16 protein-coding genes are annotated in these 20,854 nt (G+C 70.9%); 5 read left to right on the top strand and 11 right to left on the bottom strand.

The features are described from left to right. Positions 1-409: transposase (locus tag ABZT87_RS30170; RefSeq protein WP_355139792.1), on the top strand; the 409-nt coding region annotated here is incomplete at its 5' end. Between the two features lie 37 nt (positions 410-446). Here ABZT87_RS30170 and ABZT87_RS30165 read toward each other — a convergent pair. After that, on the bottom strand, positions 447-1,160 hold the full coding sequence (locus ABZT87_RS30165; RefSeq protein WP_355139790.1) for a hypothetical protein: 714 nt from the start codon (positions 1,158-1,160) through the stop codon (positions 447-449). A 165-nt stretch (positions 1,161-1,325) separates the two neighbouring features. Beyond that, on the bottom strand, positions 1,326-2,939 hold the full coding sequence (locus ABZT87_RS30160; protein WP_354856196.1) for a ricin-type beta-trefoil lectin domain protein: 1,614 nt from the start codon (positions 2,937-2,939) through the stop codon (positions 1,326-1,328). A 274-nt stretch (positions 2,940-3,213) separates the two neighbouring features. On the opposite strand from ABZT87_RS30160, the gene ABZT87_RS30155 reads away from it, so the two are divergent. After that, the gene (locus ABZT87_RS30155; protein WP_355139788.1) at positions 3,214-4,107 is read left to right on the top strand and encodes an SGNH/GDSL hydrolase family protein; all 894 of its coding nucleotides are present in this window, start codon (positions 3,214-3,216) and stop codon (positions 4,105-4,107) included. 151 nt (positions 4,108-4,258) lie between these two features. On the opposite strand, the gene ABZT87_RS30150 is transcribed toward ABZT87_RS30155, so the two are convergent. From ABZT87_RS30150 to ABZT87_RS30140, 3 genes are all read right to left on the bottom strand, one after another. Further along, positions 4,259-5,404, bottom strand: a complete 1,146-nt coding sequence (locus ABZT87_RS30150) for a DUF6596 domain-containing protein (protein WP_355139794.1) — start codon at positions 5,402-5,404, stop codon at positions 4,259-4,261. Positions 5,405-5,495: 91 nt separating this feature from the next. Next, positions 5,496-6,560, bottom strand: a complete 1,065-nt coding sequence (locus ABZT87_RS30145; protein WP_355139786.1) for a LacI family DNA-binding transcriptional regulator — start codon at positions 6,558-6,560, stop codon at positions 5,496-5,498. A 44-nt stretch (positions 6,561-6,604) separates the two neighbouring features. Then, positions 6,605-8,179, bottom strand: coding sequence for a glycoside hydrolase family 43 protein (locus tag ABZT87_RS30140; protein WP_355139784.1), 1,575 nt, complete (start codon positions 8,177-8,179; stop codon positions 6,605-6,607). A 460-nt stretch (positions 8,180-8,639) separates the two neighbouring features. Between ABZT87_RS30140 and ABZT87_RS30135 the strand changes: the two genes are divergently transcribed. After that, positions 8,640-11,483, top strand: coding sequence for a glycoside hydrolase N-terminal domain-containing protein (locus tag ABZT87_RS30135; protein ID WP_355139782.1), 2,844 nt, complete (start codon positions 8,640-8,642; stop codon positions 11,481-11,483). A 100-nt stretch (positions 11,484-11,583) separates the two neighbouring features. Here ABZT87_RS30135 and ABZT87_RS30130 read toward each other — a convergent pair whose 3' ends face one another. Both ABZT87_RS30130 and ABZT87_RS30125 read right to left on the bottom strand, forming a co-directional pair. Next, complete coding sequence (locus tag ABZT87_RS30130; RefSeq protein WP_355139780.1) at positions 11,584-11,895, bottom strand: hypothetical protein; 312 nt, start codon at positions 11,893-11,895, stop codon at positions 11,584-11,586. Between the two features lie 104 nt (positions 11,896-11,999). After that, positions 12,000-12,449 carry a hypothetical protein gene (locus ABZT87_RS30125; RefSeq protein ID WP_354856190.1) on the bottom strand — a complete coding sequence of 150 codons (450 nt, stop codon included), beginning with the start codon at positions 12,447-12,449 and terminating at the stop codon, positions 12,000-12,002. A 248-nt stretch (positions 12,450-12,697) separates the two neighbouring features. Between ABZT87_RS30125 and ABZT87_RS30120 the strand changes: the two genes are divergently transcribed. Beyond that, positions 12,698-13,711: a LacI family DNA-binding transcriptional regulator gene (locus ABZT87_RS30120; RefSeq protein WP_354856189.1), complete on the top strand. Its 1,014-nt coding sequence runs from the start codon at positions 12,698-12,700 to the stop codon at positions 13,709-13,711. 49 nt (positions 13,712-13,760) lie between these two features. Here ABZT87_RS30120 and ABZT87_RS30115 read toward each other — a convergent pair whose 3' ends face one another. From ABZT87_RS30115 to ABZT87_RS30100, 4 genes are read right to left on the bottom strand one after another with little or no spacing between them, the layout of a single operon-like run. After that, the gene (locus tag ABZT87_RS30115) at positions 13,761-15,473 is read right to left on the bottom strand and encodes a trehalase family glycosidase (protein WP_355139778.1); all 1,713 of its coding nucleotides are present in this window, start codon (positions 15,471-15,473) and stop codon (positions 13,761-13,763) included. Positions 15,474-15,529: 56 nt separating this feature from the next. Continuing rightward, positions 15,530-16,354: a carbohydrate ABC transporter permease gene (locus ABZT87_RS30110; protein WP_354856187.1), complete on the bottom strand. Its 825-nt coding sequence runs from the start codon at positions 16,352-16,354 to the stop codon at positions 15,530-15,532. Beyond that, entirely contained in the window at positions 16,351-17,322 is a 972-nt protein-coding gene (locus ABZT87_RS30105) for a sugar ABC transporter permease (RefSeq protein WP_355139776.1), read from the bottom strand. The genes ABZT87_RS30110 and ABZT87_RS30105 overlap by 4 nt, the downstream gene beginning before the upstream one ends. An 18-nt stretch (positions 17,323-17,340) precedes the next feature. Then, positions 17,341-18,582: an extracellular solute-binding protein gene (locus tag ABZT87_RS30100; RefSeq protein WP_355139774.1), complete on the bottom strand. Its 1,242-nt coding sequence runs from the start codon at positions 18,580-18,582 to the stop codon at positions 17,341-17,343. A gap of 299 nt (positions 18,583-18,881) precedes the next feature. Between ABZT87_RS30100 and ABZT87_RS30095 the strand changes: the two genes are divergently transcribed. Then, complete coding sequence (locus ABZT87_RS30095) at positions 18,882-20,717, top strand: RICIN domain-containing protein (protein WP_355139772.1); 1,836 nt, start codon at positions 18,882-18,884, stop codon at positions 20,715-20,717. The last annotated feature ends 137 nt before the right edge of the window (positions 20,718-20,854 follow it).

The following is a 20,854-nucleotide window of genomic DNA, read 5'->3' as shown; positions in this document are numbered from 1 at the left end:
CGGACAGCGCGGCGACAGCCCACAGTTCATCCCCGTGTTGGCCAAGGTCCGCATCCCCCGAGCCGGTGGCGGCCGGCCACGCACCCGCCCCGACATCGTGCTGGCCGACAAGGCGTACACGTCCAAGGCCAACCGCGCCCACCTGCGATCCCGGGGCATCCGCGCGTGCATCCCGAGCAAGGCCGACCAGGACGCGCACCGCAAAGCCAAAGGCTCCCAAGGCGGACGTCCGCCCGCCTTCGACCCCGACGTCTACCGCCTGCGCCACGCCGTGGAATGCGGCATCAACCAGCTCAAACAACACCGCGCCATGGCCACCAGATACGACAAACTCGCCGTACGCTACGAAGCCACCCTCACCATCGCCGCTATCAACCAATGGCTTCGTGCCCTACGAAACACGCCCTAGGGTCCTGAGCCCGCCTAGGGTCCTCGGCCCGCCCTGGTCAGGCCAGCAGCTGTTCCCGCATCCGCGCGCCCAGGTTGATCCGTCCCACCGCGCGCGGGCCGGCCGGATCGTGCACGTCCACTGTGTTGTTGCGACGCATCAGCGCACGGATCGGAGGTGGCAACCGGGGCGGGTCGTCCATCGCGGCGAGGATCTGCGCGGCGCTCGTGATCAGTCGATCGACGAAGGCGGCGGCGTCGGTGTCCACCCGCACCCGGCCGTACTCCCAGCCGGCGGTGGTGAGGTCGAGCACCTCGAACACATGGGTCACCAGCGGGTTCGGGTCGGTCACCCGATCGAGCCGGGCCGCCCGGCCGCCGACCACCGCGACGGCGGCGGCCACCTGGGCGTACGGGTGGAAGCCGCACGGCAACGCGAACAGCGGCCACCGCAGGCCGGGACCGGCCTCCATCCACAGCGGCCGGTAGTTGCGCCGGTGCACCAGGAGCCGCCGGCCCGTCCGCCGGTGGATGTCCTGCGCCTGCGCCCGCAGATCCACGTGTGCCTCGTCGGCGACCTGGCTCAGAATCCGGGCCGCCACCACCAGGCCGTCGTCGCCGCCCAGCATTCCGGTGGCCGCTTCGACCTGCGCGGGAAACGGGTTCCGGGAGTGCGTGCCGTATCCGTGCTGGAGGTCTCGCAGCAGCGTCTGCTGCCGCCCCGGGTCGAGCTGGACCCGCCCGCCGCCCAGCAACCGCTGGAGCCAACGCATGTCGCCTCGTTTCAGCAGAGCCGTCCCGAACCGTGGCAATGTTATGCGTCGGACGTTGCCCGCGTGCCGCAGGGGTGAGCATGGAGCGGCGTGCGCCGGCCGGGCGACGCGCGGGTCGGTGCCCGCGACCGCGCCCGGCCGGCCCCGCCTACCGTGGCGGGTCGCTCAACTGCGGCTCCACCGCTGGCTGGCTGCGCCGTTGCAGTCCCAGATCTGGGTGCGTGTGCCATTCGCCGTACCGTTGCCCACCAGGTCCAGGCAGCGGCCCGAGGCGACCGCCGTGATCGAGCCGTCGGCGTTGAAGCGCCACTGTTGGTTCGCCTGGCCGTGACAGTCCCAGATGATCACCGATGTTCCGTTGGCGGTGCCGGCGTTGTAGACGTCGAGGCACTTGCCTCCGTAGACCCGCAGCTCCTGAGCGCTGGTCGAGGTCCAGGACTGATTGGCCTGGCCGTGGCAGTCCCAGATGATGGTCGTGGCGCCGTTGGTCTGGGACGCGCCGTTGACGTCCAGGCACCGGCCGGCGGACGTGCTGCGGATCGTCGACGTCGTGCTCGGTGGGGGAGTGCTCGGTGGGGGAGTGCCGCCGCCGGTGACCAGGAACATGGCGGCGCCGTGCGCCGGCACCGACGCGCTGATCGTGCCGGTGGACGTCGCGGTCGTGTGGGACCACAGGTCACGTACGGCGTACGAGCCGGCGCTGCCGAGCCCGAGCGCGCTGGCCGTGGTGGAGATCGTGGTCGTGCCGCTGCCGCGGTTGAGCAGCACGGTGGCCACCCCGCCGGTGGACATCGGCTTGCGCCAGACCTCCAGGTCGCCGGAGTCACTGATCTTGCGGCCCTGCTGACCGCCCCAGTCCTGGTTGACGGCGATCACGTCGGTGTTGGTCAGGATCGTGCGGGTGGCCGCCGACATGGTGCGGATGTCGTTGCCCGCCAGCAGCGGGGCGTTCAGCAACGCCCACAGGCTGAAGTGGGCCCGGGACTCGGTGTCGGTGGGGCCGTTGCCGACCTCCAGCATGTCCGGGTCGTTCCACGCGCCGGGTCGGGCGTACGACTCCTTGCCGACCTGCTGGTCGAGGATGCTCATGATCGAGTTCCAGTTCCCACCGATGTCGCCGGTGGTACGCCAGGAGTTGCCCACCCCCGCGCCCCAGGTCCAGACGCTGTCCTGTCCCCAACTGCACAGGCTGTAGAGGATCGGCCGGTTGGTGGCCGCGAGCGCGTCCCGCATGGCGGTGTAGCGCTGCTGCGCGCTCCGACCGAGGTGGTCGCCGCAGTTGTCGTACTTGAGGTAGTCGATCCCCCAGGATGCCCAGAGGTTGGCGTCGCGTTGCTCGTAGTTGATGCTGGCCGGGTACCCGGCGCAGGTGAGGGTGCCGGCTGAGGAGTAGATGCCGAGCTTGAGGCCCTTGTCGTGGACGTAGTCGGCGAGAGCCTTGATGCCGCTCGGGAACTTCTGCGGATCGGCGACCAGGTCGCCGCTGGCGTTGCGCTGTTTGGTGGACCAGCAGTCGTCGATGTTGACGTAGCGGTATCCGGCCGCGGCCATGCCGCTGGAGACCAGCGCGTCGGCCGTCTGCCGGATGAGCGTCTCGTTGACGTTGCACCCGAACGCGTTCCAGTCGTTCCAGCCCATCTGTGGCGTGCGGGCCAGCCCGTTCTCCAACGCCTGCGCGGGTCGGGTGGTGGTGAGCACCACCGCGCCGCTGACCACCGCGGTGCCGAGGGCGGCCGCGAGGAGCGCGGGGAGCAGTAGGGCGATTCTTCGTCTGAGCACGTGCACTCCTCGCGGGTGGTTGGCGGCGAGGGCCGGCTGCCGGTCCACAGGAGCCAGGGATATAGATCACTGCCAATTTAACCCGTACGACATATGACGTCAACGCCGCCGGCATCCGACGCGGACCTCGAAGGGTCGGAGCCTGTCGCACAGCCCCCCTGACCCACATCGTGGAAAGGTATTTAGTGAGCTCCATCTATATTGACGCCACTCGTCAGGCGGCGACAGGATCTCGGCACCACCATCACCACCGCGATCTCCCCTGGGAGGCGTCATGCCCCGTCCCCGCCTGCCGCTCCTGCGGGCAGCCACCCGACTCGCCGCGCTCGCCGCGGCCACCGCCGGTGTGCTGCTCGCCGTCGCCACACCCGCCAGCGCCGCGGTCCCCACCGGCCGCTACGTCGCGCTGGGCGACTCGTACACCGCCGGTCCGCTGATCCCCACCCAGGTCGACCTCAACTGCCTCCGGTCCAACCGCAACTATCCCTCGCTGGTGGCCGCGTCCGCCGGCTCGACGTCGTTCGCTGACGTGAGCTGCTCCGGCGCCACGACCGACGACATCCTCTACGGCGGCAGCGGCCAACTGGGCATCAACGTGCCACCGCAGCTCAACGCGGTCACGTCGAGCACGGCGCTGGTGACGGTGCAGATCGGCGGCAACGACATCGGCTTCTCCGGCATCATCAGCGAATGCGCGGAGGCGAGCCTCAGCAGTCCCCTCGGCTCACCCTGCAAGAACCGGTACACCGCCGGAGGCACCGACCAGCTACAGGCCCGGATCGCGGCCACCGTGCCGAAGGTGACGACCACGCTGCAGGCGATCCGGCGGGCCGCGCCGAGCGCGCGGATCGTGGTGCTCGGATATCCGGCGATCCTGCCCGACAGCGGATACGGCTGCTGGCCCGTCGTCCCGATCGCCTACCAGGACGTGCCGTACCTGCGGGGTATCGAGAAGTCGCTCAACGCCATGCTGGCCAGCGCCGCGGGGGCGAACGGCGCCACCTACGCCGACGTCTACACGCCGTCGATCGGTCGGGACGCGTGCAAGGGCAGCGGCACCCGGTGGGTCGAGGGGTTGGTGCCGCAGAACTCGGCCGCGCCCTTCCACCCGAACGCGCGCGGTGAGCAGGGCATGAGCAGCGCGCTGCTCGCCACTCTGAACAGCTGACCGGGCACGATCGTTCGCGCCGGCCCCGCCATGCGACGACGGCGGGGCCGGCAGTCGAGGCTGGTCCGGATGACCGGTGCCCGGTGGTCCGCGCCGTCGCCACCGGCGACAGGCGTGTGACGGGGGCGTTGCCGGCGTCGGGCGGGAGCCGTCACCGCTGCCGGCGGGCGTTGAGGCGGGCGGCCTGACGCGTCAGGTGGTCGCGCTCGGCGAGGTTGGGGGCCTGGTGGGCCGCCTCGACGTACAGGCGTGCCGCCGTCGCGAGCTGGCCGTCGCGCTCGTGCAGGTACGCCGTCACCGCCGTGTGACGGGGCAGCGAGTCGTCCAACGCCGCGAGCGCCGCCAGACCGGCCCGGGCGCCGTCGGCCTCACCGACGGCCACCGCGCGGTTGAGCCGGACGACCGGGCTGTCGGTCAGGCGTGCCAGCTCGTCGTACCACTCGACGATCTGCACCCAGTCGGTCTCCTCGGCGGTGGGCGCGTCGGCGTGCAGCGCCGCGATGGCGGCCTGGGCCTGAAACTCGCCCAGCCGGTCACGGGCGAGGGCCGCCTGGAGGATGTCGACACCCTCGGCGATGACGGCGGTGTCCCACCGGCTGCGGTCCTGCCCGGCGAGCGGCACCAGGCTGCCGTCGGACGCGGTCCGGCTGGCGCGGCGGGCGTGGTGCAGCAGCATGAGGGCGAGCAGCCCCGCCACCTCGGGATGGTCGATGGCGGCCGCGAGCTGCCGGGTGAGCCGGATGGCCTCGGCCGCGAGGTCGACGTCGCCGGTGTAGCCCTCGTTGAAGACCAGATAGAGGACGCGCAACACGGTGGCGACGTCGCCGGGCTGGTCGAACCGCACGGTGGAGACGGTGCGTTTGGCCCGGCTGATGCGTTGCGCCATGGTCGCCTCGGGCACCAGGTAGGCGTCGGCGATCTGACGGGTGGTCAGCCCGCCGACGGCGCGTAACGTGAGCGCGACGGCGGACGACGGCGTCAGCGACGGGTGGGCGCAGAGAAAGTAGAGCTGGAGGTTGTCGTCCACCGCCGGCGTGGGCCCCGGCGCCGGCTCGGAGTCGACCAGGTCCTCACGACGGCGACGGGCAGCGTCCGCCCTCGTGGTGTCGAGGAACCGGCGCCAGGCCACGGTGATCAGCCAGCCCTTCGGGTCCCGCGGCGGGTCGGCCGGCCAGACGCGGATGGCCTCGACCAGCGCGTCCTGCACGGCGTCCTCGGCCGCCGCGAAGTCAGCTCCGCGGCGGACGAGGACGCCGAGCACGCCCGGCGTGAGGCTCCGGAGCAGTGCGTCGTTCATCGCCGAGGTCATTCGGCGATGGTGGGGGGCTCGGTCAGGGACGGAGCCGAGCGCCGTTTCTCGACATGGCCGCCAAGAAAACTTTTGCGGCTCACGGGCGGAGGGCGGCGTCCGGCCGCCGGGAACCGGGCGGCCCGGTGCTGCCCCGCACTACCAGCGCGGTGCCGAGCTCGTACCGCTCCTGGGGCAGGGAATGGCCGTCGGCCAGCGCCAACGCGAGCCGGGCAGCGGTGGCCCCGATCTCGCTGAACGGCTGTCGCACCGTGGTGAGCGGTGGCGTGGTCCAGGTCGCCTGGTCCACGTCGTCGAAGCCGACGACGCTGAGGTCGTCGGGGATTCGCAGACCGGCCTCGTGGGCCGCCGCATAGACGCCGAGCGCCTGCAGGTCGTTGCCGCAGACGACGGCGGTGGGCGGTTCGGGCAGGGTCAGCAATTCACGGCCGAGGTCACGGCCGTCCTCGAAGCTGAAGACTCCGCGTCGTTCGAGGCTGCCGTCGAACGGAACGCCGGCATGGTCCAGCGCGGCTCGGAAGCCGTCCAGGCGAGCCCGCGCGGACAGGTCCTGCTGCGGCCCGGTGACCACTCCGATCCGTCGGTGGCCGAGGTCGAGCAGATGCCGGGTGGCGGCCAGGGCGCCGCTCCAGTTGTTCGACCCCACGGCGGGCGTGGGGAACAGCTCGCCGACCGGATCGATGGCCACGAGCGGTATACCCATGGCGGTCAGCTGTCTGCCATGCTCGGCGGTGACCAGGGAGCAGACCGCGATGACGGCGGTGGGCTGCCGCAGCAGCAGGGGCTCCATCCAGGGCAGTTCCGCCGCCACCCGATGGCGGATGTCGATGAAGCCGACCGTGCAGTCCCGGGAGCCGGCGACCTCCTGGATCCCCCGCAGGATCTCCAGGGCGATCGAGGACAGCATCTGGTGAAAGAGCACCTCGATGCAGAGGGTTCTCGCGGCGGTCTCCGGCCGGCGGTAGCCATGGTCCCGCAGCAGGGCCTCCACCCGCTGCCGGGTCTGCTCGCCCACCCCGGCGCGGCCGTTGAGAACCTTGGAGACCGTGGGAGGGGACACCCCGGCGAGCTCGGCGATCGTGGCGATGGGCAGGTCACCGCGCCGGGGCTTGCGGGGGTGGTGCCGCCGGCTCTCCTCGATCACACGGGGAGTCTACGGTGATCCGTCGATGGCGAGCCGGTCCGCGCTCAGTCGATCGGCCGCGCTGCCGGGCGGTAGTCGAACCAGTCGAAGGCGGCGCTGTCCTCGGTCACGTACATGCCGATGACCCGGCCGGTGAAGCCGCCGGCGACCTCGGTGGACAGGTAGCGCCCGTCGAGCTCGGCCAGCAGGACGCGGCCCCCGGAGGTCTCCACCTCGAACGAGATCATGTCGGAGGTGGCGGGGCGTACACCGAAGGGTTCGTCCGCGGCCGCCAGGTCCGCCGCGGAGGTCACGGTCGGCGGGTAGAGGTCGTCGGTCCGGGTGGCGATCGTCAGGACCAGCGGGCCAGCGGGTACGTCGAGGGACGCGAAGACCTGCCGGAACGGCCCGACCCGGCCGACGACGCGGACGCTGCCGGCGCGGACCTCCAGGTCGTAGTGGTGCGCCTCGTCGATTCGGATGGTGAGCCCGGCCGTGCCGCTGCCCGGATCCACCCGGGTGCCGGCACGGCAGTCATGGTGGCGTTGGCGCGTCGCCACGATCGTCGCACCGGCGCGGTCCAGCGTCGTACCGGTGGCGTGCAGGGTGAGCCATCCGGGCCGCTCGGTCAGCGACCAGGCCGCGTCGGGGCGGGAGCGGGGCGAGATCCAGCCGGGCGCGAGGGCGGTCGCGTCGAAGTCGTCGTGGTAGGTGACCGGGCCGGGCGGGGCCGCGAGGGCCGGTGCGCTGCCGGCGGGTGCGGCGGTGACCTTCCGGACGACGTCCACGACGGGCCACCCGCCGTCCCAGCGAACCGGTACCAGGAACGTCTCGCGTCCGAGCACGTGGAAGGGCGGCCACTGGCCCTTCGCCCGGATGCCGAGAAGGACCATCCACCAGCTGCCGTCCGCGGCCTGCACCAGATCCGCGTGCCCGGCGGCCTGTACGGGCAGGTTGGTGCTGCGGTGCGTGAGGATGGGGTTGGTCGGCGCGGGCTCGAAGGGCCCCCGCGGGCTGCGTGAGCGGGCGACCGAGACGGCGTAGCCGGTGTGCGTGCCGCCCTCGGAGAGCAGCAGGTACCACCAGTCGCCGATCCGGTAGAGGTGCGGAGCCTCCGGGTACTGGCCGCCGGTGCCGGACCAGAGCGGAATCGGCCCCTCCAGCACCTGCCCCTTGTCCGGGTCGATCAGGTAGGCGTCCACTCCGGAGGTCGTCAGCCAGCAGGTGCCGTCGTCGTCCCAGGCCAGGGAGGGGTCGACGTGGGGGAGGTCGAGGTAGACCGGCTCGGACCACGGGCCGGTGGGATCCTGCGCGGTGACGATGAGGTGTCGGCCCAGGCTGACGTTGGTGGTGATCACCCAGAACCGGCCGTCGTGGTGGCGGATGGTCGGCGCGAAGATGCCGCGGGACGCGTCGGCGTCCGGCGGGATCTCCAGCTGGCTGGGACGGTCGAGGACGTTGCCGATCTGTCGCCAGTTCACCAGGTCCCGACTGTGCAGGAGCGGTACCCCCGGGAAGTACTCGAAGCTGGAGCAGACCAGGTAGTAGTCCTCGCCGACCCGGCAGACGCTCGGATCGGGGTAGAAGCCGGGGACGACCGGGTTGTGGTAGCCCGAGACGGCCGGCGTGCCTGCGGACACTGGCGCCACCTCCTGCGGGGTGCATACCCTGATGCCACCAAATGTTCGCGATAACATCGTCTGCCCTGGATGCTACGAAGATGGCGTCGGGATGGCAACCCGGTCCGAGCGTCGGGGCGGGGCGGCCGGCCCGCGACCCCGGCGGGACGCTGGCGGGAAACATGGCCGACACCTCTTGACGAGCGGCACTGCCATCTACGAAGGTCTATTGAGGGAGAGGTGACGCGCCGTCGGGAGCTCGGCGCGTCGGTCCCGGCTGTGAACGTTGCTGCAGGGTGGTGCGAACGGGCGGCACTGTTAACGCTAACAGCAGCGTGCCCCACCACACGTCTCGCACGAGACCTCGAACGGCGCGCTGGCCGTGGGCACGTCCACGACATTCGACTTCCTCGGCGGTGGCCCGGCACGGGCGCCGTCCTTCCCCCTCCTGCGCCTCTGAGCTGCGCTGATTGGAGAGACCATGCCTGAAGTGACACGAAGGAACGTGCTCAGGGCCGGTGCGGCGGGCGCCGGAGCCGCGCTGCTGCCAGTCGCGTGGTCCGCCGTCGCCCGCGCCGGCTCGGTGGCGCCGCCGCAGGTGCTCGCCGCCGGCGACCTGGCCCTCTGGTACGACGGACCCGCGGGCACCGACTGGCTACGGGCGCTGCCGATCGGCAACGGCCGGCTGGGCGCGATGGTGTTCGGCAACGTCGACACCGAACGACTCCAGCTCAACGAGGACACCATCTGGGCCGGCGGCCCGTACGACTCCGCCAACACCCGGGGGGCGGCCAACCTGGCCGAGATCCGGCGGCGGGTCTTCGCGGACCAGTGGACCCAGGCGCAGGACCTCATCAACCAGACGATGATGGGAACCCCGGGCGGCCAGCTCGCCTACCAGCCGGTGGGCAACCTCCGACTCGCCTTCGGTTCCGCCAGCGGGGCGTCGCAGTACAACCGGACGCTCGACCTCACCACCGCCACCGTCACCACGACGTACGTGCTGAACGGTGTCCGGTACCAGCGTGAGGTGTTCGCCAGCGCACCCGATGCGGTGATCGTGCTCCGGCTGACCGCCGACCGCGCCAACTCGATCACGTTCAACGCCACCTTCGACAGCCCGCAGCGGACGACGATGTCGAGCCCCGACGCCACCACGATCGCCGTCGACGGCATCTCCGGCGCCATGGAGGGTGTCAACGGGTCGGTGCGCTTCCTCGCCCTGGCCCAGGCCGTCGCGACCGGTGGCACGGTCAGCAGTTCCGGGGGCACCCTGCGCGTCTCCGGCGCCACGAGCGTGACCGTCCTGATCTCGATCGGTTCGAGCTATGTCAACTACCGCACGGTCAACGGCGACTACCAGGGCATCGCGCGCAGCCGCCTCGCCGCCGCCCGTGGCGTGGGCGTCGACCAGCTGCGCAGTCGCCATCTCGCCGACTACCAGGCCCTGTTCAACCGGGTGACCATCGACCTGGGTCGTACGGCCGCCGCCGATCAGCCGACCGACGTGCGGATCGCCCAGCACGCGAGCACCAACGACCCGCAGTTCTCCGCCCTGCTGTTCCAGTACGGCCGCTACCTGCTGATCTCTTCGTCGCGGCCGGGCACCCAGCCGGCGAACCTCCAGGGCATCTGGAACGACTCCATGACGCCGCCCTGGGACTCGAAGTACACCATCAACGCCAACCTGCCGATGAACTACTGGCCCGCCGACACGACGAACCTGGCCGAGTGCTTCCTGCCGGTCTTCGACATGATCAAGGACCTCACGGTGACCGGTGCGCGCGTCGCCCAGGCGCAGTACGGCGCCGGCGGCTGGGTCACCCACCACAACACCGACGGGTGGCGCGGCGCCTCGGTCGTCGACGGGGCGCTGTGGGGCATGTGGCAGACCGGCGGGGCCTGGCTGTCCACCCTCATCTGGGAGCACTACCTGTTCACCGGCGACGTCGGTTTCCTGTCGGCCAACTACCCGGCCCTCAAGGGCGCCGCCCAGTTCTTCCTCGACACCCTGGTGGCCCACCCGACGCTCGGCTACCTGGTCACGAACCCGTCGAACTCGCCCGAGCTGCCGCACCACTCGAACGCCAGTGTCTGCGCGGGCCCCACCATGGACAACCAGATCCTGCGGGACCTGTTCGACGCGGTCGCCCGCGCCAGCGAGGTGCTCGGCGTCGACACGACGTTCCGCTCCCAGGTGCGCACGGCCCGGGACCGGCTGGCGCCCACGAAGGTCGGCTCGCGCGGCAACGTCCAGGAGTGGCTCGCCGACTGGGTCGAGACCGAGCGGAACCACCGGCACGTCTCCCACCTGTACGGCCTGCATCCCAGCAACCAGATCACCAGGCGCGGCACCCCGCAGCTCTACGAGGCCGCGCGCCGGACGCTGGAGCTGCGCGGTGACGACGGCACCGGCTGGTCCCTCGCCTGGAAGATCAATTACTGGGCTCGGCTGGAGGACGGCGCCCGCGCCCACAAGCTCCTGAAGGACCTCGTGCGGACCGACCGGCTCGCGCCGAACATGTTCGACCTGCACCCACCGTTCCAGATCGACGGCAACTTCGGCGCGACCTCCGGCATCGCCGAGATGGTGCTGCACAGCCACACCGGCGAGCTGCACCTGCTGCCGGCGCTGCCGAGCGCCTGGCCCACCGGCCAGGTCGCGGGGCTACGCGCGCGCGGCGGATACACCGTCGGCGTGGCCTGGACCAGCGGGCAGGCCGACGAGATCAGCGTCCGCGCCGACCGTGACGGCACCGTACGACTCCGGGGCCGGCTCTTCACCGGTTCCTTCACCCTCGTCGACGTCACCGACGGCAGCACGCCTACCACCACCCGGCCGGAGACGGATGTCGTCCAATTCGCCGTCCGCGCCGGGCACACCTACCGCGCCGCGCGGCCCGGTGTGACACCGTCGCCGACGCTGAGCAGCACGCCCACGCCCACCGTCACTCCGACCCTGAGCCCGACGCCGACGCCGACGCCGACGCCGACACCGACCGTGACGAGCACGCCGTCGCCGTCCGGTGCGCGGGCCACGTACACGGTGACGAGTTCGTGGTCGGGCGGCTTCCAGGGCGAGGTCACCGTGACCGCCGGCGCGGCCCCGATCCGTGGCTGGACCGTCTCCTGGACGTTCCCCAACGGGCAGGTGATCAGCCAGATCTGGAGCGGCGCCCACACGCAGAGCGGCGCGAACGTGCGGGTGACGAACGTCGACTACAACGGGTCGCTGCCGGCGGGCGGCTCGACGACGTTCGGCTTCATCGCCTCCGCGACCGGCGTCAACAACCCGCCGACCGACCTCACCTGCACGACGACCTGACCCGGCGCGTCCCGCGCCTGCGCTTCAGCCCGCCGTCGGCCCGGTGCCGGTGGCGGGCTGGGGCGGCCGGCGTGCGCGTCGCGTCGTCCCGGACCGTCGGTTACCGCCCTCGCTCGCCCGTGGGCCTCGCCTGCCTTCGCCACCGATAATGACGCCACACGGCGACCGCGCACGCCACGGCGACGAGCAGCGCCGCGGTGCCCTTCCACGCACGCTCGAACCACTGGCGGTCGGTGCCGAACGCCGCTTCGCCGGCGGCCATGAGCCACAGCCCCGTCCACGCCCACTGCCAGCCGCGTGGCCAGGAGAAGGAGTCGGGCGGGTCGGCGAACGCGCCAGCCACGACGAACGCGGCGCCGACGACGGCGATCAGCGGTACGCCGATGCGCGAGACGACCTCCCAGAGCGACACGGACCGATCATCGCCGGTGGGCGCAAGCGCCAGCGCCGCCGCGCGCGCGGGCGTGCGGACGGGACCCGGTCCGCCGACCGGGAGCCACCCGATCGCGGCGGTGCTCAGGAGACCGCCGCGCGTACCAGTTCGATGACCCTCTTCTCCACCTCGGGGCTCCACGTCCGCAGCGCGTACGCCACCGGCCAGATATCTCCGTCGTCGAGGTTGGCCGTGTCCTGGAAGCCCAGGGTCGAGTAGCGGTAGTTGAACTTGCCGGAGTCCTGGAAGAAGACGACGATCTTGTCGGCCGCGTTCGCGTAGGCGGGCATCCCGTACCAGGTCTTCGGCGTCAGTTCGGGGGCGGCGGCGGTCACCGCCACGTGCACGCGCTCGGCGAGCGCGCGATCGTCGGGCGCCATCTGCGCGATCCGGTCGAGGACCGCCTGCAACCCGTCGGCCCTCTTGGCGCCCTTCTTACCCTCGGCGCGCAGCTCGGCCGCACGCTCCTTCATCGCGGCGCGCTCCTCGGCGCTGAAGCCGTCGGACTCGGTCGTGGAGGTCTTCGCGGACATGTCGGGCTCCCTCTCGATGTTTTCCGGCCCGGCGTGGTGCCGGCTACCTGGGAAAAGGCTAGGCCGGGGCGCCGACCGGGCGCTTCTTGATTCCTGACCGGGTCGAGGACGGCGGACGGGCGGGCCGACCCGGTCCGGCGGGCCGAACGGGCCGGGCGGGGCATCCGGGTGCCGGTGCGGAGCGCTTATGCTCGGAACCGGAGCTGGGCGCGTCCCCGTCGGGGCAGGAATCGATTCGAGGGCGGCGTATGAACATCGGGGAGATCGCCCGGCGGGCGGGGGTGTCCCGCAGCACCGTGTCGTACGTGCTGAGCGGCAAGCGGACCGTCTCGGAGGCGACCCGGCAGCGGATCCAGGCGGTCATCGACGAGCTGGACTACCGGCCGAACGCCAGCGCCCGCGCCCTGAAGGAGGGGCGTACCCGCACCCTCGGGCTGGTGATCCCACCGGCGAGCCAGCGGTTGACCGACATGCAGTTGGGCTTCGTGGCCAGCGTCGTCGAGGCCGCCGCCCGCCACGACCTGGATGTGCTGCTGTCCCCGTCCGGCGGCGACCACGACCGGTCGTTCGAGCGGATCGTCACCGGCCGTCGGGTGGACGGCGTGGTCCTCATGGAGATCCGGTTGGAGGACGACCGGGTCACGCGGCTGGCCAGAACGGGTCTGCCGTTCGTCACGATCGGTCGGACGGCCGAAGCGCACGGCATGAGCTGGGTCGACATCGACTACGCCGGGCTGATCGCGCGCTGCGTGCACCACCTGGCCGATCTGGGGCATCGGCACGTGGCGCTGGTCAACCGCTCCGCCGAGCTGGTGGCGGCGGGTTACGGGCCCAGCCATCGCGCGCTGGCCGGTTTCCAGGCGGCGGTGGCGGAACGAGGTCTGGTCGGCGTGGACGTCTGCTGCGGCGACGACACGGCCTCCGGTGAGGCGTGCGTGGAGCAGTTGCTCGGGACGCATCCGGACGTCACGGCGGTGGCCACCATCAACGAGGCGGCGCTGCCCGGGATGCAGCGTGCGCTGACCAGCGCCGGGCTGTCCGTGCCGGCCGACTTCTCCGTCACCGGGGTCGCCGCCCAGCACTGGGCGGAGGACTTCCGCCCGCCGCTGACCGCGGCGGACGTGCCCATGCGGGACATGGGCGCCGAGGCGGTGTCGCTGCTGCTGGAGATCATCGCGGCCCCCGGCAGCGTGCCGCGGCATCGCCTCTACAGCCCGCCCATCTCGTTGCGGTCCAGCACCGGCCCGGTCCGGACCCACTGACCCTCCACCGGCGCGCGGGCCCCGGCAGTCGGCGGGGCCTGCTGACCAGCTACCGCCGCGCGGCTCGGCGTTCCTCCTGAGCGGCCGCGAGGATGAGGTAGCTGCTGGCCGTCCAGGTGTACGCGCGGTCCCGCAGCCCGGCGCCGGTCTCGGCGTCGAAGTTCTCCGCGAAACCGGACTTCTCACACAGCGCGAGGAAGCGCTGGCTGATGTCGTCGGCGATCCCGGTGTGCCCGGCCCGCCGCAGACCGTCCTCGACCAGCACGGTGGAGGGCGCCCAGATCGGGCCCCGCCAGTAGCCGTCGGCGAGGTAGTGGGCCGAGTCCGTCGGTTCGGTGGCCAGCCCGTGCGTGGTGAGGTGGGTCTCGACGCCCCGGGCCAGCGCGTCGGCGATCGGGGCGGGCAGGTCGGCGCCGAGAGCGACCGGCATCAGGTCGAGCAGGCTGCGGCTTGTCCGCCGCTGCCCGGTGTGCGGGCTGCGGGCGGTGAAGCGCTCGCCGTCCCACAGCTGCCCGATCATGGCCGTCCGGATCCGGTCGGCCTCCCGGGACCACCGGTCGGCAGGTTCGCCCAGCTCGGTGGCGAGGTCGGCCAGGCACCGCAGCTGGGAGACCAGGAACGCGGCCAGGTCGGCGGTCTGCACGACCCGGCCCTCGTCGAACGTGGTGGCGTTGTCCCAGCCGCTGTCGTTGCCGTGCTGGTAGTGCGGCAGGTCGTGGCCGGGCGCGCGGCGCGCGTCGAGCCAGAACCCGGTCCAGCGGGCCAGCCGGTCGTACGTCTGCGCGAGCGCCGCCCGGTCCGGTGACTGGGGGAGGCGTCGGCGCAGGTGACGCAGGGCCCAGCCGTGGATGGGGGGCTTGACGTAGTTGTGCAGCACCTCCGAGTGGGTGACCGAGTCGGGCAGGGCACCCGCGCCGTCCTGGTGGTCGAAGGGCAGGTGGAACTGGTGCCAGGCCAGCTCCGGCTCACCGGCCGCGAGCGCGATCGCGTTGAAGCAGTGGTCCCAGCTCCACACCTTGTCCATCCAGTGCTTGGACATCAGGACGGCGGGCCGGGTGACGAAGCCCGCCGGGGCGACGGTGGCGGACCACAGCACGTACGCGGCCAGTTCGGCGGCCGGGGTGTCCGCGCCGCGCCACGGCGCGACGGCGTCGACGAACGCGGCGAACTCGGCGCTGCGGTCGCGGCACACCCGGTCGAAGGGGACGGCGGCGGCGTACGGCCGGCGGGCGGTGGCGTACTCCTCGATGGCGATCTCCCAGGGTTGGTCGCCGGGGAGGTCCAGGCAGCGGTCGGCGGTGCCGAGCGCCTCGACGCCGTCGGCGCGACGCAGCGCGCCGGAGAGCACCGTGACCCGGTAGCGGCGCCCGGTCTCGTACGAGGTGAAGACGTGTGAGCCGTCGACCGGGTCGAGGTAGAGGTAGGTGCCGCTGAACGGGGTGAGGGTGCCCGCGGCCGCGGCGATCCGCAGGCCGAGGTGCCGGCCCCGGATCCGCAGGGTGTCGGGTGCGTCGTAGGCGGCCTCGATCCGACCGGGACCGGCACGCCAGGTCAGCAGCGCGGGCGTGGCCACGACCGTGGTGCCCGCGGCCGTGGGGGAGAGGCGTAGCACCGGGTGCAGCCCGGTCTGGTGCGACACCAGGTGCAGGTCGTCGGCGTACGTCTTCTCGGCTACCACCGGGGAGATGTTGAACCAGGATCCGCGGTAGCTGAACGGGATGTCCTGGATGGCGAACTCCGGACCGGACGGGGCGACGGTCATGGGTGGCGGGTGCCTTTCTGTGGTGCGGGTGGTCAGTCCTCGACCGCCGCGGATGGTCAATCCTTGACGGCGCCGGCGGTCACGCCCATCGAGACGTACCGCTGCGCCAGGATCAGCAGCACAGCGGCGGGGATCGAGGCGACGACGGCGGTGGCCATGATGGCGTTCCACTGCTGGTTGTTGTTGCCGATGTAGTGGTAGATGCCGAGGGTGATCGGCTGGTGGTCGCCGCCGCCGGCCAGGGTCGAGGCGAAGATGAAGTCCGACCAGGACCACAGGAACGCGAAGAGCGACACCGTGACGATCGAGTTGCGGCTGACCGGCAGCACGATCGACCAGAAGGTACGCAGCCGTCCCGCGCCGTCGACCACGGCGGCCTGGAGCAGCTCGTCGGGGATGCCGGACATGAAGGCCGTGAAGATCAGTACGGCGAACGGCACCGCGAGTGTCGTGTCGGCCAGGATCAGGCCCGGCAGCGTGTTGAGGACGCCGAGGGTGAGGTAGATGGCGTAGAAGCCCATCGCCATGATGATGCCGGGGATCATCTGGGCGATCAGCAGCAGGAAGCTCAGCGCCGGGCCGCCGGGTGGCCGCAGCTTCGCCAGCGCGTACCCGGCGGGGGCGGCGAGCGCCACGGTCAGCGCCACAGTGCCGAGCCCGACGAGGAAGCTGGTGCCGAGGTACGGCAGTTGCTGGTCGAGGACGGCCCGGTAGCCGTCCAGCGTGCCGTCGGTCGGGAACAGGTGCGGCGGACTGGCCCGCATGTCCTGGTCCCGGGTGAACGACACATTGATCATCCAGTACACGGGGAAGAGCATCAGCCCGGTCAGCACCAGACCGACTCCGGTCTTCCACCAGACACGACGCGGTGACGTGGTCATCGTAGGTGCTGCCTCCGCTGGGACCGGATGTAGACGAGCCCGGCGATCAGGGCCATCACGATGAGCAGGTTGCCGACGGCCGCGCCCGGACCGAACTCGGGCAGCAGGTTGCCGAAGCCGAGCCGGTACGACCAGGTGGCGAGCGTGGCGGAGGAACCGGTCGGGCCGCCCCTGGTCATGATCCAGATGATGTCGAAGACCTTCAGCGTGTAGATCAGCCCCAGTAGCAGGGTGATCGCGGAGACCGGGCGCAACAGCGGGAACGTGATCGACCAGAACCGTTGCCAACCGGTCGCGCCGTCGAGCGCGGACGCCTCGTACACCTCGACCGGGATCGCCTGAAGGCCGCTGTAGAGCACCACCAGGTTGAACGGAATGCCGATCCAGACGTTCGCGATGATCACCGAGGTGAGCGACCAGGTCGGCGAGGTGAGCCAGTTGACCGGGTCGATCCCGACGACGCCCAGCGCGGCGTTGACCAGGCCCGAGTCGCTGTTGAGCAGCCACGACCAGGTCGAGGCCGACACGATCAGCGGCAGCAGCCACGGTACGAGGATCAGCGCCCGCAGGGTGCCCGACAGCGGGAAGTTCTGGCGGAAGAAGAGGGCCAGGGCCATGCCGATGCTGAACTGGAAGACGAGCGACGCGCCGGTGAAGACCACTGTGTGCGCCAACGTCGGCCAGAACGCCGGGTCGGCCAGGACGGTGCGGTAGTTGTCCAGGCCGGCGAAGGGTGCGCCGCCCTGCACGAACGAGCGGACGGTGTACTCGCGCAGGCTCAGCTCGACGTTGCGGTAGAGCGGGTAGGCGTAGAAGGCCAGCAGGTAGACGACCGTCGGCGCCAGGAAGCCCCACGCCAGCCAACGTCCGGGCCGGCGGCTTCGAGGCGCGGGGGGCCCGGGCGGGGCGGCCTCAGCCGCCCCACCGTGGCCTCGCGTGATGGTGGAAATCCGCGTCGTGGGGGTCATCGTGTCGGTTCGGCGCGCTTACTTGCTCGTGGCCGAGGCCTGCGCGGCGGTCAGCGCCTCCTGCGGCGACTTCCCGCCGCTCAGGGCTGCCTGCACGGCGGTCCACAGTGGTTCGGAGATCTTCGGGTACTTCGTGCCGAGGTTGTCACCGGTGCGGCCCTTCGCCGCCCGGACGGCCTCCACCCAGACCTTGAGCTTGGGGTTCTCGGTTGCCTGCCGGTCCTGCACGGCGGCGACGGGCGCGACGTAGGAGAGCGTGGTGTCGGTGGTGAGGAGATTGTCGGCGCTGGTGAGGCAGGTGACGAGCTTCTGCGACGTCGCGTACCGGTCGGTCTTCTTCTGGACCGGGATCGAGACGAACTCGCCACCGGTCGGCGCCGGGGCCGGCCCACCGGCGCTGGCCGGGATCGCGATGGTGCCGTACGAGAAGCCGAGCTTCTCCGCGTTGGCCAACTGCCAGGTGCCGTTCTCGGCGAACGCGAAGTCGCCGGTGGCGAACTCCTGCCAACTCGTGGTCTGGGTGTTGTTGATGACCGAGTTCGGGGCGTAGCCCTGCCCCAGCCAGTCCGTCCAGAGAGTCAGCGCGGACACCGCCTGCGGCGAGTCCAGGCTGGTCAGCTGGGCGCCCGATCCCCAGAACCAGGGCAGGAACTGGAAGCTGCCCTCCTCGGTGCCGATCGCGGAGAAGGTGATGCCCTTCTTGCCCTTGGCCTTGACCTTCGTCAGCGCCGCGGTCAGTGACGTCCAGTCCTTGACCGAGGCCGGGTCGACGCCGGCGGCGGTCAACAGGTCCTTGTTGTAGTAGAGCGCGAGGGTGTTGGCCCCGATCGGCACCCCGTACGTCTTGCCCGCGCTCTGGCCGGCGCCGAGCAGGTTCGCCGCCATGCTCGACACGTCCAGCTTGTTCTCTTCGGTGGTGGTGAGCGCGCCGGCCTCGGCCAGTGTCGAGATGACCGGGTTGTCGACGATCAGCACGTCCGGCGAGTTGCCCTGCTGGGCGGCGAGCAGCGCCTTGTTGGTGAGGTCGGTGGTGTCGTAGCCGGTCCGCTCGACCGTCACGCCCGCCGAGGTTCCGCACTTCTTGAGCAGGGCGACCCAGTCGGAGTCGTCGGCGAACTGCGGATACGGGTCCCAGACGAGGTACGCGCCGCCGCCACCGTCGGAGTCGCCGGACGACGACGAGCAGGCGCTCGCCGTCACCGCGGCGAGCGCTAGCACGGCAACGGCGGCCAGGCGCCGCCGTCGGTTGAGTCGTGTCATGTGCTGCCTCACTTCAAGTCGATCGTCAGGTGGGTGTCGTGGGTTGACCGTCGCGGGCCGGACCACGTCCGACCATGAGGCGAACCGATTCGACGAACCGGTTCGCACGAAGATAGGACCGCCCGTGCGCGATGGTCAAGGGTTGGTGAGCGTCCACGGAGGCACTGCTGGGAAACAGCGGCTTCACGCGATCGTCACTTCATTGACACGGATGAGTCTCCGACCTACGATCCCTGCGAATCGATTCGCAAGCGCAGCCCTCCGGAGAGCGTCCCCCGCGCCCCACCAAGGAGCCGCCCGTGAAAACCCCGTCCCGCAGCAGGTCGGGGCGAGCCCACGCGCTCGTCGCCCGACTCGTCGTCGGCCTGCTCGCCGCAACCACCGCCGTCACCGTCGCCGCGTCCCCGGCCCAGGCCGCCGACGAGTCGATCAGCGTCAACTTCTCCACCACCACCGGCACGCCGACCTACCGCGCGTCCGGCTGGATCTACGGCATGACCGAGAACGCCAGCGGCCCGCCCGACCACTTCTACCGCGACGTCAACTTCCGCTACATGCGCGCGGGTGGCGCGCAACTGCCCGGCAGCGGCTGGGTCGGCGGAAACTATGACCGCCGCTGGAACGCCACCGTCGCCCAGGCCCGTCGGACCGTCGCCCTGGGCGGGCAGTTCATCCTGTTGCCGCACGACCTCTGGGGCGCCGACGGCGCCGGCATCTCCCGCTTCCCCGGCGACAACGGCAACTGGACCGACTACGACAACTTCCTGACCCGGGTGATCAGCGACGTCCGGGCGTCCGGATTGTCGGTGCAGTGGGACATCTGGAACGAACCCAACATCACCATCTTCTGGAACCGGCCGATCTCCCAGTACCTCGAACTTTGGCGGCGCACGTACCAGCGCCTCCGGACGGAGTTCCCCAACCAGCTCATCGTCGGGCCGAGCTGCGCCTGCGTGCCGTCGACCAACCACGCGTTCTGGAACCAGTACCTGGACTTCGTGCGCTCGACCAACACGGTGCCGGACATCATCAGCTGGCACTCCCTGCCCGGTGACCCGGTGGCCAACGTCGCCGCCGCCAACGCCACCCTCGACCCGCGCGGCATCCCGCATCCCCGCCCCTACCAGATCAACGAGTACGGGGCGACCAACGAGCAGAACCCGGCCGACGGCGCCTGGTACATCGCGCGTCTGGAGCGGGCCGGCGCGGACGGTCTGCGGGCCAACTGGGCCAGCGCCGGCAACCTGCACAACGACCTCGGCAACCTGTTGATCCGCAACTCGGCCGGCCAGTACCAGCCCAAGGGCGAGTGGTGGGTCTACCGCTACTACGCCTCCCAGGCCGGACAGATCGTGTCGGTGACCGGCAGCCAGTCGTACGACGCGTACGCCACGAAGGCGAACGGGGTGGCGAAGGTCCTGGTCGGTGGTGGTCGTACGACCGGGAACCTGGCCGTCAACCTGCAACGCCTCGACACGACAAGTGGCGTGGTGCAGAACAACCAGGTGCGGGTGCTAACGCAGCGCATCCCGTACAACAACGGTGGTGCGGTGCAGGGGCCGATCACGGTCTCGAACAGCGTCGTCACCGTGTCCAACAACAACGCCACAGTGACCCTGCCGTACGGCAACCAGAACGACACGTACACGGTGACCCTGCTGCCACCCTCCGAAGCGGGTTTCCAGTCGGTGGCGGTGGCCCAGCACTCCCAGCAGTGCCTGGACAACCCCGGCCTGAGCACCGCCGACGGCAACGTCCAGCAGCAGTTCTACTGCGAGGGCGGTGACCAGCAGCTCTGGAACTTCCGGCCGGTCGCCGGCGTGGCCGACACCTACACGGTGGTCAACCAGCAGAGCGGCAAGTGCCTCGACGTCAGCGGCGTCTCCACCGCCAACGGCGCCGCCGTGACCCAGTGGACCTGCCAGAACGGGCTCAACCAGCAGTTCACCCTCCGGAAGGTGACCTACTCCGGTAACGACTCGCACGACTACCAGCTCGTCGCCCGGCACAGCGGCAAGTGTGTCGACGTCAACGGGGTCTCCACGGCGGCTCGCGCGACGGTCCTCCAGTGGACCTGCAACGCGGTCAGCCAGGGCAGCCCGCTGAACCAGACCTGGCGGGTCTGGGGGCGGTAGGCGTCGCGGAAGAGGTCAGGCGGTGGCCGTCGGCACGGGCGGCCACCGCCGGACTCCCGCCGGGCGGGCATTCATTGACACTCATCGAAAATTGATCCTACGATTGCCGCGAATCGATTCGGCTGCCCCCGCCACCA

Origin of the sequence: Micromonospora sp. NPDC005237, assembly GCF_040607775.1 — a bacterium.
Lineage (GTDB): Bacteria > Actinomycetota > Actinomycetes > Mycobacteriales > Micromonosporaceae > Micromonospora.
Note: the sequence above shows the minus strand (reverse complement) of the source record. Positions and strands in the feature narration are given on the sequence as shown.